Source organism: Bradyrhizobium sp. Y36 (assembly GCF_002531575.1).
Lineage (GTDB): Bacteria > Pseudomonadota > Alphaproteobacteria > Rhizobiales > Xanthobacteraceae > Bradyrhizobium.
In genome coordinates this window covers 186,744-204,041 of sequence record NZ_NWTI01000010.1, presented here as the reverse complement: position 1 = coordinate 204,041, position 17,298 = coordinate 186,744, and the positions used below count along the sequence as shown (strand labels likewise).

Sequence of the window (17,298 nt, the reverse complement as noted above, 5' to 3'; positions counted from 1 at the left end):
GTCGATTACTTGGTCTAGACGGCACTATTCCCGCGACCAACTCTTTTCGCGAACGACGTCCTTGGCCTTTTTGTCGGACCGCAGGCCGAGATAGACTGGCTGGCGCAGCTCTCCCTTGCTGATCCACTCCGCGAACTTCACCTCTGCGACCAACGAAGGACGCACCCAGGTCGTGACCTCCGCATCCTTCACCTTGGCGGAAAAGGGGGACTTGGCCGTCTTGAGCTTCAGGAGCTTGCCGTGAAGCTCTTCGAGAACCTGGTGGCTGAAGCCGGTGCCAACGTGGCCGATGTACCGCCATCCGCCATTTTCCCGCACCGCCAGCGCGAGAGCGCCGAAGAAGGGCCGGGTTCGCCTCGGCGCCGTGAAGCCGGCGATCACGACCTCCTGCCGCTGCGCCGTTTTTACCTTCAGCCAATTGGCGGTCCGGCGTCCGGACGCGTACGGGCTGTCGGCGCGCTTGGCCATGATGCCTTCGAGGTGCCTCCGCTCGGCTTCTGCGAAGAACTTCGTTCCCTTGCCTTTGCGGTGGTTGCTGAATGCGATCAGCTTATGGCGCGGCAGGATGGCCTTGAGCCGCTTCTTGCGCTCAAGGAGCGGCAGCGCGCGTAGGTCCTCGCCGTCCGCGAACATGAGATCGAACGCGCAGTACAGAAGCTTGGCCTCATGGCGCAGGGCGTTCTGGAGCAACTGGAAATGAGAGACGCCGTCTTTGCCGATCGCGACGAGCTCGCCATCGATCACGGCATCCGCCTTCACGCCCTCAAGCGCCTTCGCGACCTCCACGTAGGAGTGGCTGATGATCTTCCCATTACGGCTGTATAGCGCGACCCGTCCACGCCGGATTTCCGCGACCATACGAAAACCATCGAACTTGTCCTCGAATATCCAATCGGGATCGTCGAACGGTGAATCGGTTAGGGTGGCCAGCATGGGCTGCAGGCGTTGAGGTAGGGTTGATTTTCGTGCCATGGCAGGGGCTCGCTACAGGGCCGGCAGAGGCCGAAACGGGGAAGACGGGACGCGAACCCGCGCGATATCATCAGCCGCGACCGTCCCGCCGGCCCGTACCACGCCTAGTACCCCGGATTTGAACGGAGGGCCCGTTTCCGCCGACGAGAGCACCTGCCGCTTGAGGCCTGCTTGGAAGCGGTCAAGAAGGACGCAGGGCGTCCGGAGGCCCGTCAGCTCGACGACCGCGGAGCGCCCGAGCTCGATCAGAGTCCCGAGCGGCATCCGTTCGAGGTTTAATCCGGCGGTGGTGACGTTCTCGCCGAGGTCGCCGGCGCCAACCTCGAAGCCAGCTTCGAGGAGAGACGGGAAGAGTTCCAATGGGATCAGGTGGACCTGCCGGAGATTGGGCAGGCAGGGCTGGCGGCGTGCCAAATAGCGGTGCCGGACGAACGGGCCGGCGTGGGCGTCGCCTTCGACGCCGTGGCCTTTCACCAGGGTTATGCGCTCCTGAGTTGGTTTCCTGAAGTGGTGCCCGCGATCGGCGGCGACCGCCACCACCCTTCCCCGCAATGAGAATTCGTGCTTCTGCGGCATCAAGCGGCGCGGGCGAGCGAGCGCCGCTTTTGGCGGAAGTAGCGCGTGATCTCCGCAAACGTCATCGCGTTCAGAACCCGCTCGGCCGGGACACCGCCCTTGCGGGCCATCACGACGCCCCAGTGCATGTGGTCAAGCTCTGGAATCGAGTGCGCGTCCGGATTGATGCTCAGCATGCAGCCAAATTCGAGGGCGGCTCGGTGCCAGCGCCAGTCCAGGTCGAGCCGCCATGGGTGGGCGTTAATCTCGACCACAACGTCGTGCTTGGCGCACGCCCGCAGCACCTTCTCGACGTCGATTTCGTAGCCCGGCCGCCGCTGGAGCTGTCGCCCCGTCATGTGGCCGATGATGGTGGTCTGATGGTCGGAAATGGCCCGAAGCAGGCGCTGCGTCTGCGCCTTGCGATCCAGCTTGAAGCGCCCATGGATGCTGGCGACCACGAAATCGAAGCGCTCCAGAACGTCGTCGTCATAGTCGAGCGACCCGTCCGCTAAGATGTCGGACTCGATACCTTTGAGTATCCGGAAGTCCTTGCCGAAGCGTTTGTTCAGTCGATCGGCTTCCCGGTGCTGCTGCGCGATCTCCTCAACGGAGAGACCGCCGGCATAGTGGGCAGACTTGGAATGGTCCGCCACGCCGAAATACTCGAAGCCCCGCTGGCGCGTGGCCTTAGCCATGGTCTCCAACGTCTCGGTGCCGTCGGAGGCATCGGTGTGGCAGTGAAGGATGCCGCGCAGGTCCTGGTCGGTGACGAGCTTCGGGAGCTTGCCTTTCAGAGCCGCCTCGATCTCGCCGCGCCCCTCCCGAAGCTCAGGATCGATGAAGGGCAGACCGAGGGCGCGGTAGATCTCGGCCTCCTCGCCGGCGATCAGCATGCGGCCCTTGTGCAAGCCGTCGCCGCCTAACCGCAGACGCTTCTCAGCGGCCAAGGCTTGGAGCTGCTCGATGTGGCCGGCGGAGCCGGTGGCGAAGAGAAGGGCGGCGCCGAAGTGCTTGCGGTCGGATACTCGGATTTGCAGCCCGTCGGCCGACGGCGTCGATGTCTTGTCCGGCTTGGCAGCCTCCGCAACGATCTCGAGATCGCCGACGAGTTCGCAGCCGCGGCGGAAATCGCCGGCGATCGTCACACGCTTGAGTTCGGGGCGGGACTTGCGGATCGAGTCCTTCGCATGCGCGAGCAGCGCGGCAGCGCGGCAGCGCGGTGCAGGTGGAGGCGGCCTTCGCCGCTTTTGGCGATCGCGAGGTTCTGCAGGATCTTGGTCTGCAGCGCGGCGCCGAGTCCTTTCGCCTTCTTGATGCGATCATCCTTGGCGGCGGCCTCCAACTCCGAGAGCGAGCCGATGCCGAGATCCTTGTACAGGCGCAGCACCTTCTCCGGACGAAGTCCGGGCACAGCGAGCATCTCGAGCACGCCCGCGGGAATCTCCTTCCGCAGCTTTTCGAGGCTGGGATGACTGCCCGTCTTGTGAACCTTGGTGATGATGTCGGCAATAGCATCGCCGATGCCCGGGATCTCAGTAAGTCGATCTTCGGCGACGAGCACGTCCAGAGGAACGGCTAGGGCCGCTAAGCTGGCGGCGGCCCGAGAGTACGCTTTCGCCCGGTAGGGATTGCCGCCTCGCAAGGCGGTGCGCTGCGCGTACTCTCGCAGAAGACTTGCCACACCGCGCGCGTCTAGCGAAGGCATTCAGCCAGTCTCCCGGTCCGAGCTTTGCGGCGCCGCCGCAAGGCGACCGCCGGAGCGGTCACTTGGCCGGCGATCGAGAGAGGCCTCGAGCTTCTGGGCTGCGCGAAAGTCCTCAAGGTGCTGGACATTGGGGCCGTAGGCAGCCTCCTTCTTGAGGAGATTGTAGATCCGGCCGGCCACCAGTTGCAGATGCTTCATCTTGCCCCGCGGCATGGATCTCGCTTTGCAGAGAGCTCGGACCGCGTAGGCTCGAAAGTAGTCAAATGCGTCCGACATGATAGGCTGTAAACGCTAACTCTCGTCTATGGTTCGATCGCCGTCCGAGCATGGCAAGCCATCATTTCGAGTGCTGCTTGATCGTTTTGATCGCGTGGCCCGGTCCGTGCCAGCCTAGAAATTCGAGCTCCTTCTTTTCGAGCGCGACAGTTGCTCGGAAGAAATTTTCGAGTTCCTCGACCGCTCGAGCGGGGAGCTTCCGGATGTCCTTTAAATCGGTCTCATGCGGCGAGCGGTCGGGCACAGCGAACACGCGATCGTTGCGCTCTTCCTTTCCCTTGGTTCTCTGCAGCACCTCGAGCACGCCGACCGGGCGACAGCGCAGCACGACGCCGGGATAAGTCCGGGATTCGTGAATTATCAGGACATCGACCGGATCGCCGTCCTCGGCCTTGGTGGAAGGGATGAACCCCCAGTCGTACGGATAGGTGAGCCCGGCCATCAGCGGTTTAGCCAGCGTGAAGACCTTCAGTTTGGGATCCCAGTCCAGTTTGCAGGTGCTACCGCGCGGCGTCTCCACGACGCAGTTCGCCAAGTCTGTGTCCGCGTCCGCCCAAGTCGGCAGCTTGAGAAAATTCGCCATGCATCCAAAACCAGTATGGGCCCCATTACTTCTTTTTCTTGGGGACTTTTTTGCCCTTCTTGCGAGCCTTGGAAAGACCGATCGCGATTGCCTGCTTCTTGCTTTTTACCTTACTGTCCTTTCCGCCACGGCCGCTTTTGGCGGCCCCTTTCTTGTATCGTCGCATCTCGCTCTTAACGTCCGAGCCGGAGCTCTTTGCGTAGCGACGCTTCTTCTTGGCCTTCTTTGCCATGTGTTTTCTCTTTCCGAGTGAGACGACAAACTACGCTCCCAGTTGGCCCACCGACCTGAGAAGCAATAACTCCCGCACCCGTTCGTTCGGTTCCGTCGCATCGAACAATCATGCCGGCGGGGGCAAGTTCCAAAATACCCGATCAGACGATCCGTCTCCCAAACACATTGTTCGGCAGGCCGGCGTAGGAACGCTGCCAAGTGTTTCACGGTTGATCGCTTGGAGGACGTCATTGATGCGTCGCACCTAACTCCCCTTAGATATCGGAAAACTGGCCGATCCCACGCACGTAGTAGGCTTCTTGACGCCGAGGAAGACTAGGACGGTATCGAGGACTGGATTGTTGCGTGGGGGCGACAAGCCGTCAGCTTGAATCGAAAATGCTTTGGGCGCCGCGCATGCATACGCGAACACCAAGCCGAGCTAATTGGCGGACTCTTGACTTTAATTGCGATCACCGCATGAATCAGCGAGAAGTCATTCGCGGCTCCTCACGCCGTTGACGTAGAACCCGAGAATGCCGGGTTAAATGTGAGCTTATTCTACCATCGACTGCAAAACAGGCCGTTGGCTCACCTTGTGCCAAGGTTGTTCGCGAACATGTTGCGGGTCGCTTGTCGCACGGCCTCTATTCCTTGAGCCCGGTTCATCAGCGCGACCTCTCCCTGCTGTTCGTGCCGTATGGCGTGCGCCATAAGACGAAGCCGGGGATCGCCCGATGACCGCCATTCGGCATCCGCCATAAGGACCGCGCCGGCATGATGGCGACTCATCAGCCGGACGAAGACGGCGTCAAACGCGGCATCGGGCGCGTTGCGCGCTTCCTCAATCTGGTCGGCCGTCAGATATCCCGGCATTGCCGCAAGTTCCTCGCTCGAACAGATCGGCATCGGATCGTCGAACCAGCCGTCCCACCAACTTGCGAAGATGCGGTTCTCTCCAGATTGCGAAGCGACCATCAGAGCCGCCAAAGCGCGCAGGTGCGGCGCGTGGGCGCGCGTAACGGCCAGCCGCGCAAGTTCGACGCCTTGGTCGTGATGCGCCACCATGTGGCGGATATAGCGCCGATCCTGGTCCGGACTTGCGCTGACTAGAGGTAGCGATACAGACAACGCTTGCGCCGTTCCCAAGGCGGACGACGCGACAAATGCAACAGCGGCCCCCGCCGCCCAATATCGCGCGAAGCGTACCGCGGTGGTCGACGGAGCACGGCCGATCGGCCAGCGGAGCCAGGCGAACAGAGGATAGATTGCGGCTGACGACAGGTGGACCAGAAAGCCGATCCAGTAGGGTTGCTGGAGCGTGAAGATAGGCTGCCAGAACGGGAATAGGGGGACTAGCACGAACCATTCGGTGGCCGAGGTCAAAAAGGCCCACGGGAGGGCGAGGGCGGCCAGGACGACCGGCGCCAGCCGCGCTGTCCAGCGGCCGAGCAAGCCAAAAAAGACCAGTGCCCATGAGAAGTCGGCCCACTGATGAAAGGCGATCCCGGCGGCGATTGCGGCGGCGGTCGGATCGGAAGAGATGATACCGTCGCGAGCCGGAATTGCAGCAACAGTCATCCAATCGACCAAGGCGTCGCGGCCGAGTTGCGATGCCGTCACCTGGCTGAGAAGAGTGGAGAATGTGCTGCTGACGAGACCGAGTTGGGCGGCCGCCAGCCAGCGCGACTTCGCAGGCGTCATGCGCCGAATGGCTTCATAACGACCTTGATGCAGCCGTCCTTTTTGGCGCGGAAGGTCTTGTAGAGTTCCGGCCCCTCCTCCAGCGTCGCCCGATGGGTGATGACGAAAGACGGATCAATCTCGCCCCTTTCGATGCGCTCCATCAGCTTCGGCAGGTAATGCTGCACGGGCGTTTGGGCCATCCGGAAGGTCAGGCCGCGATTGATGGCGCTGCCCATCGGCATGTTGTCCAACATGCCGCCGTAGACGCCGACGATCGATACGGTCCCGAAGTTCCGACAGCAATGGATTGCCTGCCGCAGGACGTGGGGGCGGTCCGTACCCATGAAGGTGGCGACCTTGATCCTGTCCACGACCGCGTCGAAACCGGAGCCGGTCGCGGGCTCCGTGCCGACCGCGTCGATGCAGGCGTCCGCGCCGCGGCCCTGCGTCAGGTCCTGGATGCGGTCGTAGATATCCTCTTGCATGAAGTCCAGGGTGATCGCACCGGACGCCTTCGCGAGTGCCAGACGCTCCGGCACCGTGTCAATGGCGATCACGCGCTCTGCGCCGAGCAGAAAAGCGCTCTTGATGGCGAACTGACCGACCGGTCCGCACCCCCAGATGGCGACGGTCTCGCCGCCCTTGAGATTGCAGAAATCCGCCGCCATGTAGCCCGTGGGGAAGATGTCGGACAAAAACAACACCTGCTCGTCGGTCAGACCCTCCGAAACCTTGTAAGGGCCGACGTCGGCGTAGGGGACGCGCATATACTCGGCCTGTCCGCCGGCAAAGCCGCCCAGCATGTGAGAATATCCGAACAGGCCCGCCGGGGAGTGGCCCCACATCTTCTCGGCCTGTTTGGCATTAGGATTGGATCGTTCGCAACCCGAATAGAAGCCGTTCTTGCAGAAGAAGCATTCGCCGCAGGAAATGGTGAAGGGGACCACCACACGGTCGCCGACCTTCAGCTTGCTGTTGCCTTTGCCGACCTCTACCACTTCGCCCATGGTTTCATGGCCCAAGACATCGCCCTTTTCCATGCTCGGCATGATCCCGTCGAAGAGGTGGAGGTCGGAGCCGCAGATGGCGCAGGCCGTCACCTTGATGATGGCGTCTCGATCGTGTTCGATCTTGGGATCCGGAACGCTCTCGCAGCGGATGTCGTTCTTCCCGTTCCAGGTCAGCGCCTTCATGTGGTCCTCATCTTTCTTGGTTCTGGGAAAGACAAATTTCGCGGACCCGCCGATGTTCCTTTTGGAACGCCTAATCCCGCAAGTGATTAGGCGATTTAATCGAACCATTGGAGCGTTGCCATGACCGGAAAATTTGCCGTCGTAACCGGAGCGTCGACCGGCATTGGGCTCGAACTGGCGCGCTGCTGCGCGCGCGACGGCTATGATCTCCTCATCGCTGCAAACGAGGCCGCCATCGAAGATGCAGCGAGTCTCCTCAGGCAGGAGAGGGGCGCAGGAAACGTCTTTGCTCTGAACGCCGACCTCGCAACCATCGAAGGCGTCGACAAGGTGGTTGCCGCGGCAGAGGGGCGCCCCATCGATATCTTGATGGCGAACGCCGGCCGCGGCCTCGGCGATAGCTTCCTCGACCAGGACTTCGTCAAGATACGCGCGGTCATCGACACGAACGTTCTCGGCACGACGTATCTTGTTCACAAGGTCGGCCGGGAGATGCGCAATTGCAACGAGGGACGCATTCTGATCACCGGATCGATCGCCGGCTTCACTCCCGGCAGCTTTCAGGCGGTCTACAACGCCTCCAAGGCTTACCTGAATTCTTTGTCCTTCGCGCTGCGCGAAGAGCTAAAGGAAACGGGCGTCACGGTCACGTGCCTGATGCCGGGCGCCACGGAGACCGAGTTTTTCCGCCGCGCCGACATGCTCGATACGAAGGTTGGCACGGAAGAAAAGGACGACGCAGCTATGGTCGCCCAGACAGGATACAAGGCGCTGCTCAACGGCGAGAGTGATGTCGTGACCGGCATGAAGAACAAGATCCAATCCGCCGTGGCCAACATCCTGCCAAACGAAGTGCTCGCGAAGCAGCATCGCAAGATGGCGGAGCCTGGAACAGCCGAAAACTAGGGTGAAAATCCGACCGCAAGTTCTTAGTGGTCATTTCGGCGTCGCGGCCTTCGCGAGGCGCGCGAAGGGTCATTGCGAAGATGTCCGGAGTGCAATCGAAAGGCTGCTCGCGGAGTTCGGCGGCCCGCATGGTCCTGGACAGACGGTTCCTCCTATGCGGACCGCCGTTGAATTGGATGGACCAGTCCCCACCGGCTGCATTGTCGAATTTTTGACGGTTGCGGTGGCGACAAGGAACGCGCTTGAGAGGCCGTACGTTAGCTGCACGCGGCAGGTTACCTGCACGCTCCACATACAGTTCGGAGGATCGCCATGAAATTCATCGCAAGTGTGATTGCAGTCGCGGTCGTTCTCTCGGCCTCCGCGGCGGCGGCCCAAACCACACAGCCCAACGCCTCCGGTGCCCCGAGCGCGCAAAACTCAGGGACGGGAATAGCCGGACAACTGGGAAATAAAAATGGACCCGCTGCCAAGCCGGGAGACACAGTTGGCCTTTCTAGCAGCACGAATTCGACGGCCCAGCAGCAGGACACGTCCAACGTCAAGGGTCTGCCCGGCAACAAGAGCGGCCCCCCTGCCAAGAAGCCTGACCAGAAGTGATGACGACGCCGAGTGGCAAGTGCGTTAACTGCCACTTGGGCCGCGCTATGCCGCTGATCCTTCGAATATCTTGCCGATCGTGAGGCTTAGTTCATCGAGCGAGACCGGATCGACATAGCGGCCGTGCAGATTGATGTCGAGGATGGCGAGATCGTATTCGGCCGTCTTCGCGAATGACGGCGCACTCTCGATGTCTCCGGCCTCACCGGCCACGCGATGGCGGAGCTCATCGAGCATGTCTAGCGCCATCCTGATGAGCACCTCGTCCTCGACCTGCAATACGGCAAGCGAACGTTTCATGTGGCTATCCTGCGGGAAACCTGCATTCGAGTTCCCTAGCCGGGTGTCTAGCGCCTCGACGGCACCGCCGCAAAGGATTGTCCGATGGGATACTGCGAGGCTTGAGATCACGCTGAGGCAGGCAGGGACTAGCATGGAAAAGGGCCATCCGACGACGCAAACGGCCCTTCGCATTTGGTCGCCGCTACGCGGCCTTCTCGTTCACGCTGCGCAGCGCCATCGTGTTGAGCTTCTCGTCCGTTGCCTTCTCCTCGTCGAGGTTCTGCTGCAGGACCGACGCGCAGTCGTCCCGACCCAGCTTCTTCGCCCAAGCGATTAGGGTGCCGTAGCGCGTGATTTCGTAGTGCTCCACTGCCTGGGCCGCCGCGATCAGGGCAGCGTCGAGCACCTGCTTGTCGTCGACGTCGCCGGCGACTTCGCTCGCTTCCTCGAGGATACCGTCGATCGCCGGACAGTCGACTCCTTGGACTTCCACGCCGTGCATCTGGAAGACGTTTTCGAGACGGGTGATCTGCCCCTTGGTTTCGGAAAGATGCGTCTGGAAGCCGTTTTTGAGCCCGGGGTCGGTCGCCTTCTCGATCATGTCGGGCAGGTTCTTCTCTATCTGTTGCTCCGCGTAGTAGATGTCCTTGAGCGTGTGCACGAAGAGGTCGTTCAGTGTCTTGATGTCCTTAGTGAAGAATCCCATGGCTTTCCTCCTGGTTGGATCCAACAGGAAAACTTGCGGCGCCTGAGGACGGTTCCCAAGGATTTCAGAGCGGGATGATTTCCTGGGCGCGGATGATGATTTCTTCCTGCGAGAGCTCTCGCTCGATCCGTTCGCGGAGGGATCGCCAAAACTCAGGTGCGAGCTTCGCGGCGATGACCTCGACGACCGCGATGTCGTCGCGCTCGGTCGTGTCGCCGCTGCCCCACAGGCCCTGTGCCGGGGCGCGGACGTAGCTGGTCGCGCCGCCGAACTTGTCGGTCATCTCTTGCAGGAATTTGTCGAACCATTCCTTGGAAACCGGCGCGCCCTTGCCGGTTCCGTTGGAACGAGGATCTGCACGACGTAGGAATGGTTCATGAGATGAGCTTGGCCCGGCTGTCGGCCGGCCAGTTGTCGAGAAGCGTTTCGGTCGTGACGCATTCCACCTGCTGGCCGAACCGGTTCATGTAGATGTTCATCATGGAATCATGCGTCTCGTCTGCCGAGCTGCAAAGCGCATCGGCGACGAGGATCACGCGGAAACCCCAGTCGACCGCTCCCAAGACGGTCGCGAGGACGCAGACGTCGGTTTCGCCGCCTGTGACGACGACCGTTTCGACCCCGGATTCGCGAAGTTGCGCGTGAAGCGCGCTCCCTGTCCAGGGCGAATAGACGTACTTGTCGAACGTGCGCGCGGGCGGCACGAAGCGGGCGAGTTCCGGTACTAGATCCACCATTTCTGGCCCGAGCTTGTCGATAGTCATCGAACTCCAGCGTTTGTAGTACTGTCGCCACGTGCCGGCGCCCTGGCCTGGGCTTTGGGCCGGAATGAAGCGCGTGAAGATTGTCCGCTCGGGATGGGCCGAGGTGATTGCGACGACGTTCGGCAGGACGCGCGGCAACCATGGCATCGTCCAATCCGTGCCTCCCGTGAACATTCGCTGCATGTCGACGCAGAGATGGACAGCATTCCGGGGATCGCCGTAGCGGAGGTCGTCACGTTTCGTCATGGACCTGTCCTCAAAAGTCAGCTCCAACGGAGGTGCAGAGGCTTGGTTCCTCCGGCTCGCCGATGGCTAAAGCGAAGGAAGCCGCTTCTGACATCCGTCGGGCAGGATGGCGCGCGCACGGTCGCCGGCCGTGACCTGACCGCCAGCTCGCACCACGCCCAGGACGCCGCATCTGAATGCAGGGCTCGTTTCGCCGACGACACGACCTGTCTCTTTAGGCCAGTCCTGAAACGGTCAATGAGCACGCAAGGCGTCCGCAGGCCGGTCAGCTCGACGACCGCGGTAGGGCCGAGTCCGATACGCGTGCCGAGCGTTAGCTTTTCAAGCTCCAGGCCGGCCGTGGTGATAATGCCGTCCTGCACCGGCTTGCTGAAGCGGTGTTCGCTGCCGGCAGCCACTTCGACGACCGCGCCCTCGACGGTCTGCCTCAAGATCGGGGGGCTCCCACGGTGTCCGCCATCTTGGCCCCTCTGACGCCGAGCGGCTTAGGGTGTCCAGTCGTGGTGTCACGCGCCGTTTGATGCTCCATTTCCGCGTTGAGCTCGGCTCCGAGCAGGATCACGATGGCCGAGATCCAGAGCCACGTCATGAAGCCGATGACCGCGCCCAAGGACCCATAGGTAGCATTGAAGGTGCCGAAGTTCGCGGCGTAGAAGGAAAACAGGCCGGATGCTGCGAGCCAGAGCAGGGCCGCAGCCGCGCTACCCCACGTGATCCACCTCCACCGCGGCGCCTGGCGGCTGGGGCCGAACCTGTAGATGCAGGCGAGGGCGAAGGCCAGAGCCACGAAGAGTGCAGGCCAGCGTCCGATCCTGACAAGCAGGTCCGCCGCATTGGGCAATCCGATGTACTGCAACACCAAGGGGATCACGACGACAGCGCCAAGCGCGGCCACGACGAAGGCGATCGCGCCGATGGTGAACCCGAGGGACATCGCATTCAGCTTGAAGAAACCTCGTTTCTCCTGCTCGCCGTAGACGATGTTCAGCGTGTCGAACAACGACTTCATGGCGGCATTCGCGCTCCAGAGCGAGATTGCAAGCCCGATTGCGAAAGTGAAGCCAAGGGTCCGGTCACCCTTCGTTGCGACGCGCGTCAATTGCTCGCGCGCCACTTCAACGGCGCCCCCGGGAATGAAGCCCGAAACGTCGTCGAGGTGCTTGGCGATACTGCCCGGGTCGGAGAACAGACCGTAGATGGCGACGAGCGCCGCGATGGCAGGGAAAATGGCGAGCAGGCTGTAGTATGTCATACCGGCGGCGAGCGCGAGCACGCGGTGCTCGCCGATGTTGCCGTAGACCCGCCAGAGGATGTCCTTCCATCCCCGTGCCGGGATCTCGGTGGGCGAACTCGCCTGGCGTCCGCGATTTTCGCCTTCAGTCGCCAGTTCGGCGGGCGAAGCGTGTCTGTCGGCTTCTCCGTTTTCGGGGAATGCTTCGTCCTTTTCCGAATGGGCGACCCGGTCGGGCGGTGCGATGCGATCCCACAGAAATGCTGCGGCCATCAAACCTAGCGCTGCCGCCAGGCTCCATCCGCTGCCATCCGGGCGTCTGGTCCCAATCTGTGCGGGTTCTGCCATCACATCCTCTCCGACTTCAATCTCACCGCGAGGGTTTGAATTCCTGATCGAGAGATCCGTCGTTTTCGTATTCAGCGGCAGAAAATCGGCCACAAGACTTTCATTCGGACCGGACGACGACACTAACGTGCAGATGTTGCGACCTCGGCCTTAAGTGCACAGATCCCGTATCTTGCAGCCCAGGACTATGCCGAAAGAGTCGCGCCAACGATGTTAGCCAGCACGATGACCCAATCTCCCGGATCAGGCCGTACACGGCCCAAAGGCCAAGGCCCAGCGTCAAGGCCGTCAGCATGCCGAGAGAGAGATCGTCCGTGGAATTGCGCGGCCAAGCCTTTCGCACCTGCGGAAGGTAGGAGAGCGAGGCCAGGAAAGCTGCAATGGTGCCGACATAGATAGCGAGAGAACCGGACATGGTTCGTCAACGGGGGCGACTAGCGGCCGTTCCTCGGCGCGAACGCTTGGCACCTGGAGAACGGCCGCGCGTTATAGAATTTCTTATTAAACATTAGAGGATCGATGTCCCTTCTCACCGTGAAACCGACCAAGATCGACGAGCGGATCGCTCGGACGGTGGCGCGCAAGACCAGCCGTCGTGCGGAAACGGCCGCCCGCGGATTGACCTGGGGCGCCGACGAGAAAATCCTACTAGCCTTGGCGGCCGCGGGTTGGGTGCTCTCCCGCACGCAAACATGCCCTGCTGGTTGCCGCGACGGCTTCCCTGCTTCCGCACGCGCTGAAGTCGGTCTTCGATCAGACGCGTCCGGACCGGAGGACGGTGTTGGGGCATGTCCACGGGGTCTCGTTTTCCGGCAAGCGCAGAGATGCCTTTCCGTCGGGACACGCCCTGCACATGGGGGCGCTGGCATCGGCGGCGGGACCGCTGCGGGCGGGGCCCCGTTTGGCGATCCGCGCGTTGTCGGTGGGCCTTTGTCTGACGCGCATCGTCGTGCTGGCGCACTGGACAAGTGACGTCGTCGCCGGCTTTGCCATGGGTGCGGCGCTCGAGCGAACCCTTCGTCCATGGACCGGCTATCCCGCCAAGGAGACAGATAATGCCGCTGCTTGAGAACCTGAAGGAGTACGCCGAACGCGCCACCGGTCTTCGTCGCCCCGGCAAGCGTCGGGCTTCAGAACTACCTCGTCTGCGGAAGCCACACGTGGTCCGCTTCAGGGATGACGGCCTTGTGCCCAACCACCCGCGCTGGCCCCTGATGCTCTACCGAAGCGCCGTCAGGTTCGATGAGCAACTTGACCCGGCGGCCGCGCTCGAAGACCTGTTCGAAGCCAATGGCTGGGCGGATAGCTGGCGCGACGGCATCTACGACTATGTTCACTACCATTCAAGGATACATGAGGTTCTCGGGATCGCGCGCGGCAAGGGGCGCGTCCGCTTCGGCGGCAACAAGGGACGGATCTTCAAGTTAAAGGCCGGAGACATCGTAGTCCTGCCCGCGGGGACCGGTCACCAATGCCTGTCGGCGGACAAGGACTTCCTGGTGGTCGGTGCCTATCCTTCGGCGGGCACCTACGACGAGTGCACGGCGGTCGAGGACCGTCCGCGCGCGCTGAAGACCATTCCGAAGGTACCGGTCCCGCGCAAGGATCCCGCCTATGGCGCCGCGGGGCCGCTCAAGAAGCTTTGGAAGAAGCCGAAATGACGGAGTATCTCATCCGCTTTTTGGTCGGCGGTGCCGTCGTATCGATGTTCTCGATACTGGGCGACGTGCTGAAGCCGAAGAGCTTCGCCGGCCTCTTCGGGGCGGCGCCATCGGTCGCGCTCGCGACGCTGGGCATCGCGATCCATCAACACGGCGCCATCTACGCCGGGGCCCAAAGCCTTTCCATGATGGCTGGCGCGGTCGCGCTGGTGGTCTATAGCATCCTCGTCTGCCAGCTCCTCATGCGTGCGGGGATGCCGGCGTTACCGGCGACGATCGCTTCTATCGTCGTCTGGTTGGGCGCAGCTTTCGGCGTATGGGCGATCGCGGGAGGTCAAACGTGAACCTTCCGATCAAGGTCTCGCTCTCATCGCTGCGGGAAGGGCGATGGTACGAATACCTGGTGCGTTTCGGCCTGGGCGGCGCCGCCACCGTGTTCACGGGATTGATCAGTAGTCGTTACGGAGCCTCGGTCGGAGGCCTCTTTCTCGCGCTACCCGCGATCTTCTGCGCCAGTGCGACCTTGATCGAAAAGCACGAAATCCGTCGTAAACGGGAGGCAGGTCTCGAGGGGAGGCGGCGAGGCCAGGAGGCCGCCGCGCTCGATGCAGCCGGTGCCTCGCTGGGTGCGCTCGGTATGCTCGCCTTCGCCGCTGTGTTCTGGCTCCTCGTCGAGTGGAGCGTCGCAGGCGCCTTCATCGGCGCTTCGCTGGCCTGGCTGACGGTGGCGGTCACCGCCTGGTTCGTGCGCCGGCAGGTCCGCCTTACCCGATTGACTCGACGAGAGAGCGGCCCCGCGATGTTGCGGAGTCGCTGAAACCACCGTGATACTCGATCAGGCCGCGCTCGAAGCCTTGGCGTTGATCGCGTCGATCTCCTCACTTCGACGAATGCCACACACCAACTCTCGACCGCGCCTTACAAAGAGCTCGGACGGCGTAGGCGTGGAAATAGTCGAACGCGTCTGACATGGTCGGTAAACGCCTGTTGGTCGCCGATAGTTCAGGCCGCACCCGCCTCTCAAATGTCCTCGCGCAGCCCCTTGAAGAATGGGTGCCGGACCTTGCCTTCGGCCGACTTTGCGCGGTACTCGATCTCCGCTTTCAGCTTGGGCTCCACCCAGATGCCCTTATGCGCGACCCGCTTCGCGAAGGCCTGCGTCTTCCGGACGAGCGGCTCCAATCGCCTCCGAAGCTCGGCGGTAGAAGTCTTGTCGAAGCCATGGTCGACCTTTCCGGCGTAGACGAGGTTGTCGCCCTTTCGCCGTCCGACGTAGAGCCCGTCCCACTTGGTGCCGTCGAGGGCGAAGCCCGCGATGGTCAGCGTCTCGCGTTGCGCGCAGGTCTTCTTGACCCAGTCGTTGCTGCGCCCCTTCGGGTAGGTCGAGTCGCGCACCTTGGAGACCACCCCCTCCATCCCGAGTTTGCAGGCGTGGGTGAACATCTCGGCGCCCTCGATCTCAAAGCTTTCGCTGAACTGGACGTCGGTGCCGGCGACGATCTTCTTCAGCGCGGCCTTGCGCTGCCAGAGCGGCAGCTTCCGGAGGTCGCGGCCGTCCAGGTAGAGCAGGTCGAAAGCGACCAGCACGATCTTGTCGGAAGAGCCCTTGAGCTCGTTCTGCAGGACCGAAAAGTCGGTGGTGCCGTCGGACGCCGGCACGACGATCTCGCCGTCGACGACCGCGGAGCTCGCCTTGATGCGCCAGGCGTCGTGGGCGGCCTTCTTGAAGCGGTGCGTCCAGTCGTGGCCACGGCGGGTGTAGAGCTTGACGGCATCGTTGTGGATGTGGGTCTGGACGCGGTAGCCGTCGAATTTGATTTCGTGAATCCATCGCTCTCCGGACGGCACCCTCTCGATGGAGGTTGCCAGGGCCGGCTCGACGAAATCCGGAAACGGTGCCTTGTCGCCGATATCGGCAGGCTTCCTACGCGCAAACGCCACGAACCAACTCCACGCACGAACGTGATTCAAGATGGCACACGTAGGATCGTTCCGGAACCAGTGAATCCTTGTGACGTTGCTTCGGCATCGTTCAATGAAGGAGCCGACCATGGCAAAGGCAGCGAAGAAGACCACGCGAGGACGCAAGCAGGACCGGGCCCGCGTCGCTGGCGGGCAGAAGCACGAAGTCGGCTACGAAGCCAAGAAGACCAAAAGCTCGGCCTCCGCCGTCAAGAAAGCGGTCAAGAAGGTCGGCAATACCCGCAAGAAGGTCGAGAAGCGTCTCGGGCGGTAGCCGCCTCGGGCGCGTCGAACACCTGACCGCCTCAGATCCTGCAGGAAAAGCGGGTGAAGGCGGTCAGCCTCTGCACGGTTGGCTCGACGTCCTGCGTGTAGATCTGGGTCCGCAGGAAGACGATCTCGTCGTCAAGGGCGCTTTCGTCGACGTCGATGAACCAGGCCTTGGGTCTCCCATCGCTGCCGTCGTTCCAGCGGTAGCCCCTGCGCTTCAAGGAGTCCTTGAGCTCGAAAGGCGACTGCTCCGCCCAGACGCGCATCGTCGGCTTGCGGGCCTTCTCGAGCAAAAGCGCAAGCGCCGGCGCGCCGGTCGTCGGCAGGACGAAATCCAGGATTTCCAGCAGGGCGTGGCAGTCGTCGACGGCCCGGTGAGCCTGGTGGAAGTAGCCGGCGCCGTTAAGCAGGTAGCCGAGCTGGGCACCCGCGAAACCGTGCGCCCGCCAGTCGACCTCGGTCACGCTGCAGGCCCATGCCCGATGCTCGAACACCGGCCAGTAGCGCTCCGCGAATTTCCTGTCGAAGCCGCTGTTGTGCGCGATGACGACGACCGCGTCGTCGACGAAGGCCGCGATAGCTGCGTCGTCGAACCTGTGGCCCGCCACCATCTCGTCGGTGATGCCGGTGATCGCCGTGACCTCGGGCGGGATCGGGGTGGACGGCTCGTTGAAGGACGAAAACATGTCCCGGATGCCGACGATCCGCCCCTCTGCGGAGTAGTCGAGCTTGACCATGCCGAGCTCGATGATCTCATCCGTGCGATGATCGAGCCCGGTGGTCTCGGTGTCGAGAAGGATGGCGGTCCGGATCTCCGGCCCGACGGTCGGCGTGTACGGGGGTCGGGTGACCAGGCGCCGCAGGACCCGGTAGTCGGGCGACCGGGCCAGCGCCTCGGCCATCGCCGCTAGATCCAATGGATTCGAAAACGTCTCTTCGCGAAGGGGCTGCGGCAGCGCGGTCATGCCGCATCATACCGAGACTGCTCAGCCTGAGGTACCGGGAATGCAGGCGATTCACGGTGTTTTCGCGGTGTTTCGCCCGATCTGGCCCTGCTGCGGGCGGTCCGCCCCGGCAAGCGGCCTGATCGGCTTTTTCTTCTCGACCTAGCCCATATAATTGTCGGAACCGGCACG

At 62.5% G+C, this 17,298-nt stretch carries 22 protein-coding genes and 2 pseudogenes; 7 read left to right on the top strand and 17 right to left on the bottom strand.

Annotated elements, in window-relative coordinates:
• Window positions 1–24: 24 nt before the first annotated feature.
• From ligD (CO669_RS18955) to CO669_RS18920, 8 genes and pseudogenes are all read right to left on the bottom strand, one after another.
• Window positions 25–972, bottom strand: coding sequence for a non-homologous end-joining DNA ligase (gene ligD / locus CO669_RS18955; RefSeq protein WP_097661451.1), 948 nt, complete (start codon window positions 970–972; stop codon window positions 25–27).
• 12 nt (window positions 973–984) lie between these two features.
• Window positions 985–1,548: an MOSC domain-containing protein gene (locus tag CO669_RS18950; protein WP_097661450.1), complete on the bottom strand. Its 564-nt coding sequence runs from the start codon at window positions 1,546–1,548 to the stop codon at window positions 985–987.
• Window positions 1,548–3,235, bottom strand: a pseudogene (locus CO669_RS18945) (PHP domain-containing protein). Before CO669_RS18945 ends, CO669_RS18950 begins: the two are co-directional and overlap by 1 nt.
• Window positions 3,236–3,448: a hypothetical protein gene (locus CO669_RS18940; RefSeq protein WP_245444381.1), complete on the bottom strand. Its 213-nt coding sequence runs from the start codon at window positions 3,446–3,448 to the stop codon at window positions 3,236–3,238.
• 124 nt (window positions 3,449–3,572) lie between these two features.
• A complete protein-coding gene (locus CO669_RS18935; RefSeq protein ID WP_097661448.1) occupies window positions 3,573–4,094 on the bottom strand; it encodes an inorganic diphosphatase in 522 nt (173 codons plus the stop codon).
• A 25-nt stretch (window positions 4,095–4,119) separates the two neighbouring features.
• Window positions 4,120–4,326 (bottom strand): DUF6496 domain-containing protein, encoded by a 207-nt coding sequence (locus CO669_RS18930; RefSeq protein WP_097661447.1) that lies wholly within the window; start codon window positions 4,324–4,326, stop codon window positions 4,120–4,122.
• 572 nt (window positions 4,327–4,898) lie between these two features.
• Window positions 4,899–6,011 carry a DUF305 domain-containing protein gene (locus CO669_RS18925; protein WP_097661446.1) on the bottom strand — a complete coding sequence of 371 codons (1,113 nt, stop codon included), beginning with the start codon at window positions 6,009–6,011 and terminating at the stop codon, window positions 4,899–4,901.
• The gene (locus tag CO669_RS18920; RefSeq protein WP_097661445.1) at window positions 6,008–7,186 is read right to left on the bottom strand and encodes a zinc-dependent alcohol dehydrogenase; all 1,179 of its coding nucleotides are present in this window, start codon (window positions 7,184–7,186) and stop codon (window positions 6,008–6,010) included. The genes CO669_RS18925 and CO669_RS18920 overlap by 4 nt, the downstream gene beginning before the upstream one ends.
• Window positions 7,187–7,306: 120 nt before the next feature.
• On the opposite strand from CO669_RS18920, the gene CO669_RS18915 reads away from it, so the two are divergent.
• Both CO669_RS18915 and CO669_RS18910 read left to right on the top strand, forming a co-directional pair.
• A complete protein-coding gene (locus CO669_RS18915; protein ID WP_097661444.1) occupies window positions 7,307–8,092 on the top strand; it encodes an SDR family NAD(P)-dependent oxidoreductase in 786 nt (261 codons plus the stop codon).
• 312 nt (window positions 8,093–8,404) lie between these two features.
• The gene (locus CO669_RS18910) at window positions 8,405–8,692 is read left to right on the top strand and encodes a hypothetical protein (RefSeq protein ID WP_097661443.1); all 288 of its coding nucleotides are present in this window, start codon (window positions 8,405–8,407) and stop codon (window positions 8,690–8,692) included.
• Between the two features lie 45 nt (window positions 8,693–8,737).
• Here the strand turns inward: CO669_RS18910 and CO669_RS18905 are convergent, their stop codons facing one another.
• From CO669_RS18905 to CO669_RS18875, 7 genes are all read right to left on the bottom strand, one after another.
• Entirely contained in the window at window positions 8,738–8,992 is a 255-nt protein-coding gene (locus CO669_RS18905; RefSeq protein WP_097661442.1) for a response regulator, read from the bottom strand.
• Between the two features lie 184 nt (window positions 8,993–9,176).
• Window positions 9,177–9,680, bottom strand: coding sequence for a YciE/YciF ferroxidase family protein (locus CO669_RS18900; protein ID WP_097661441.1), 504 nt, complete (start codon window positions 9,678–9,680; stop codon window positions 9,177–9,179).
• Window positions 9,681–9,744: 64 nt separating this feature from the next.
• A complete protein-coding gene (locus CO669_RS18895) occupies window positions 9,745–9,963 on the bottom strand; it encodes a hypothetical protein (RefSeq protein ID WP_245444379.1) in 219 nt (72 codons plus the stop codon).
• Between the two features lie 91 nt (window positions 9,964–10,054).
• The gene (locus CO669_RS18890) at window positions 10,055–10,690 is read right to left on the bottom strand and encodes a cysteine hydrolase family protein (RefSeq protein ID WP_097661472.1); all 636 of its coding nucleotides are present in this window, start codon (window positions 10,688–10,690) and stop codon (window positions 10,055–10,057) included.
• Window positions 10,691–10,707: 17 nt separating this feature from the next.
• Entirely contained in the window at window positions 10,708–11,121 is a 414-nt protein-coding gene (locus CO669_RS18885) for an MOSC domain-containing protein (protein WP_245444377.1), read from the bottom strand.
• Window positions 11,118–12,269: a YihY/virulence factor BrkB family protein gene (locus CO669_RS18880; RefSeq protein ID WP_097661440.1), complete on the bottom strand. Its 1,152-nt coding sequence runs from the start codon at window positions 12,267–12,269 to the stop codon at window positions 11,118–11,120. The genes CO669_RS18885 and CO669_RS18880 overlap by 4 nt, the downstream gene beginning before the upstream one ends.
• Window positions 12,270–12,369: 100 nt before the next feature.
• Window positions 12,370–12,684, bottom strand: a complete 315-nt coding sequence (locus tag CO669_RS18875) for a SemiSWEET family sugar transporter (protein ID WP_245444373.1) — start codon at window positions 12,682–12,684, stop codon at window positions 12,370–12,372.
• Between the two features lie 104 nt (window positions 12,685–12,788).
• On the opposite strand from CO669_RS18875, the pseudogene CO669_RS18870 reads away from it, so the two are divergent.
• The 4 genes and pseudogenes from CO669_RS18870 to CO669_RS18855 all read left to right on the top strand — a co-directional run bounded on the left by CO669_RS18870 (window position 12,789) and on the right by CO669_RS18855 (window position 14,747).
• A pseudogene (locus CO669_RS18870) lies at window positions 12,789–13,338 on the top strand (phosphatase PAP2 family protein).
• A complete protein-coding gene (locus CO669_RS18865; RefSeq protein ID WP_198964094.1) occupies window positions 13,325–13,930 on the top strand; it encodes a cupin domain-containing protein in 606 nt (201 codons plus the stop codon). The pseudogene CO669_RS18870 and the gene CO669_RS18865 overlap by 14 nt, the downstream one beginning before the upstream one ends.
• A complete protein-coding gene (locus tag CO669_RS18860; RefSeq protein ID WP_097661438.1) occupies window positions 13,927–14,274 on the top strand; it encodes a DUF3147 family protein in 348 nt (115 codons plus the stop codon). Before CO669_RS18865 ends, CO669_RS18860 begins: the two co-directional genes overlap by 4 nt.
• Window positions 14,271–14,747: a hypothetical protein gene (locus tag CO669_RS18855; protein WP_245444371.1), complete on the top strand. Its 477-nt coding sequence runs from the start codon at window positions 14,271–14,273 to the stop codon at window positions 14,745–14,747. The genes CO669_RS18860 and CO669_RS18855 overlap by 4 nt, the downstream gene beginning before the upstream one ends.
• A gap of 203 nt (window positions 14,748–14,950) precedes the next feature.
• Here CO669_RS18855 and ligD (CO669_RS18850) read toward each other — a convergent pair whose 3' ends face one another.
• Complete coding sequence (ligD, locus tag CO669_RS18850; protein ID WP_097661437.1) at window positions 14,951–15,871, bottom strand: non-homologous end-joining DNA ligase; 921 nt, start codon at window positions 15,869–15,871, stop codon at window positions 14,951–14,953.
• A 109-nt stretch (window positions 15,872–15,980) separates the two neighbouring features.
• Between ligD (CO669_RS18850) and CO669_RS18845 the strand changes: the two genes are divergently transcribed.
• Window positions 15,981–16,166, top strand: coding sequence for a DUF3606 domain-containing protein (locus tag CO669_RS18845; RefSeq protein ID WP_097661470.1), 186 nt, complete (start codon window positions 15,981–15,983; stop codon window positions 16,164–16,166).
• A 31-nt stretch (window positions 16,167–16,197) separates the two neighbouring features.
• Here the strand turns inward: CO669_RS18845 and CO669_RS18840 are convergent, their stop codons facing one another.
• Window positions 16,198–17,127, bottom strand: a complete 930-nt coding sequence (locus CO669_RS18840; RefSeq protein WP_097661436.1) for a 3'-5' exonuclease — start codon at window positions 17,125–17,127, stop codon at window positions 16,198–16,200.
• Window positions 17,128–17,298 lie beyond the last annotated feature (171 nt).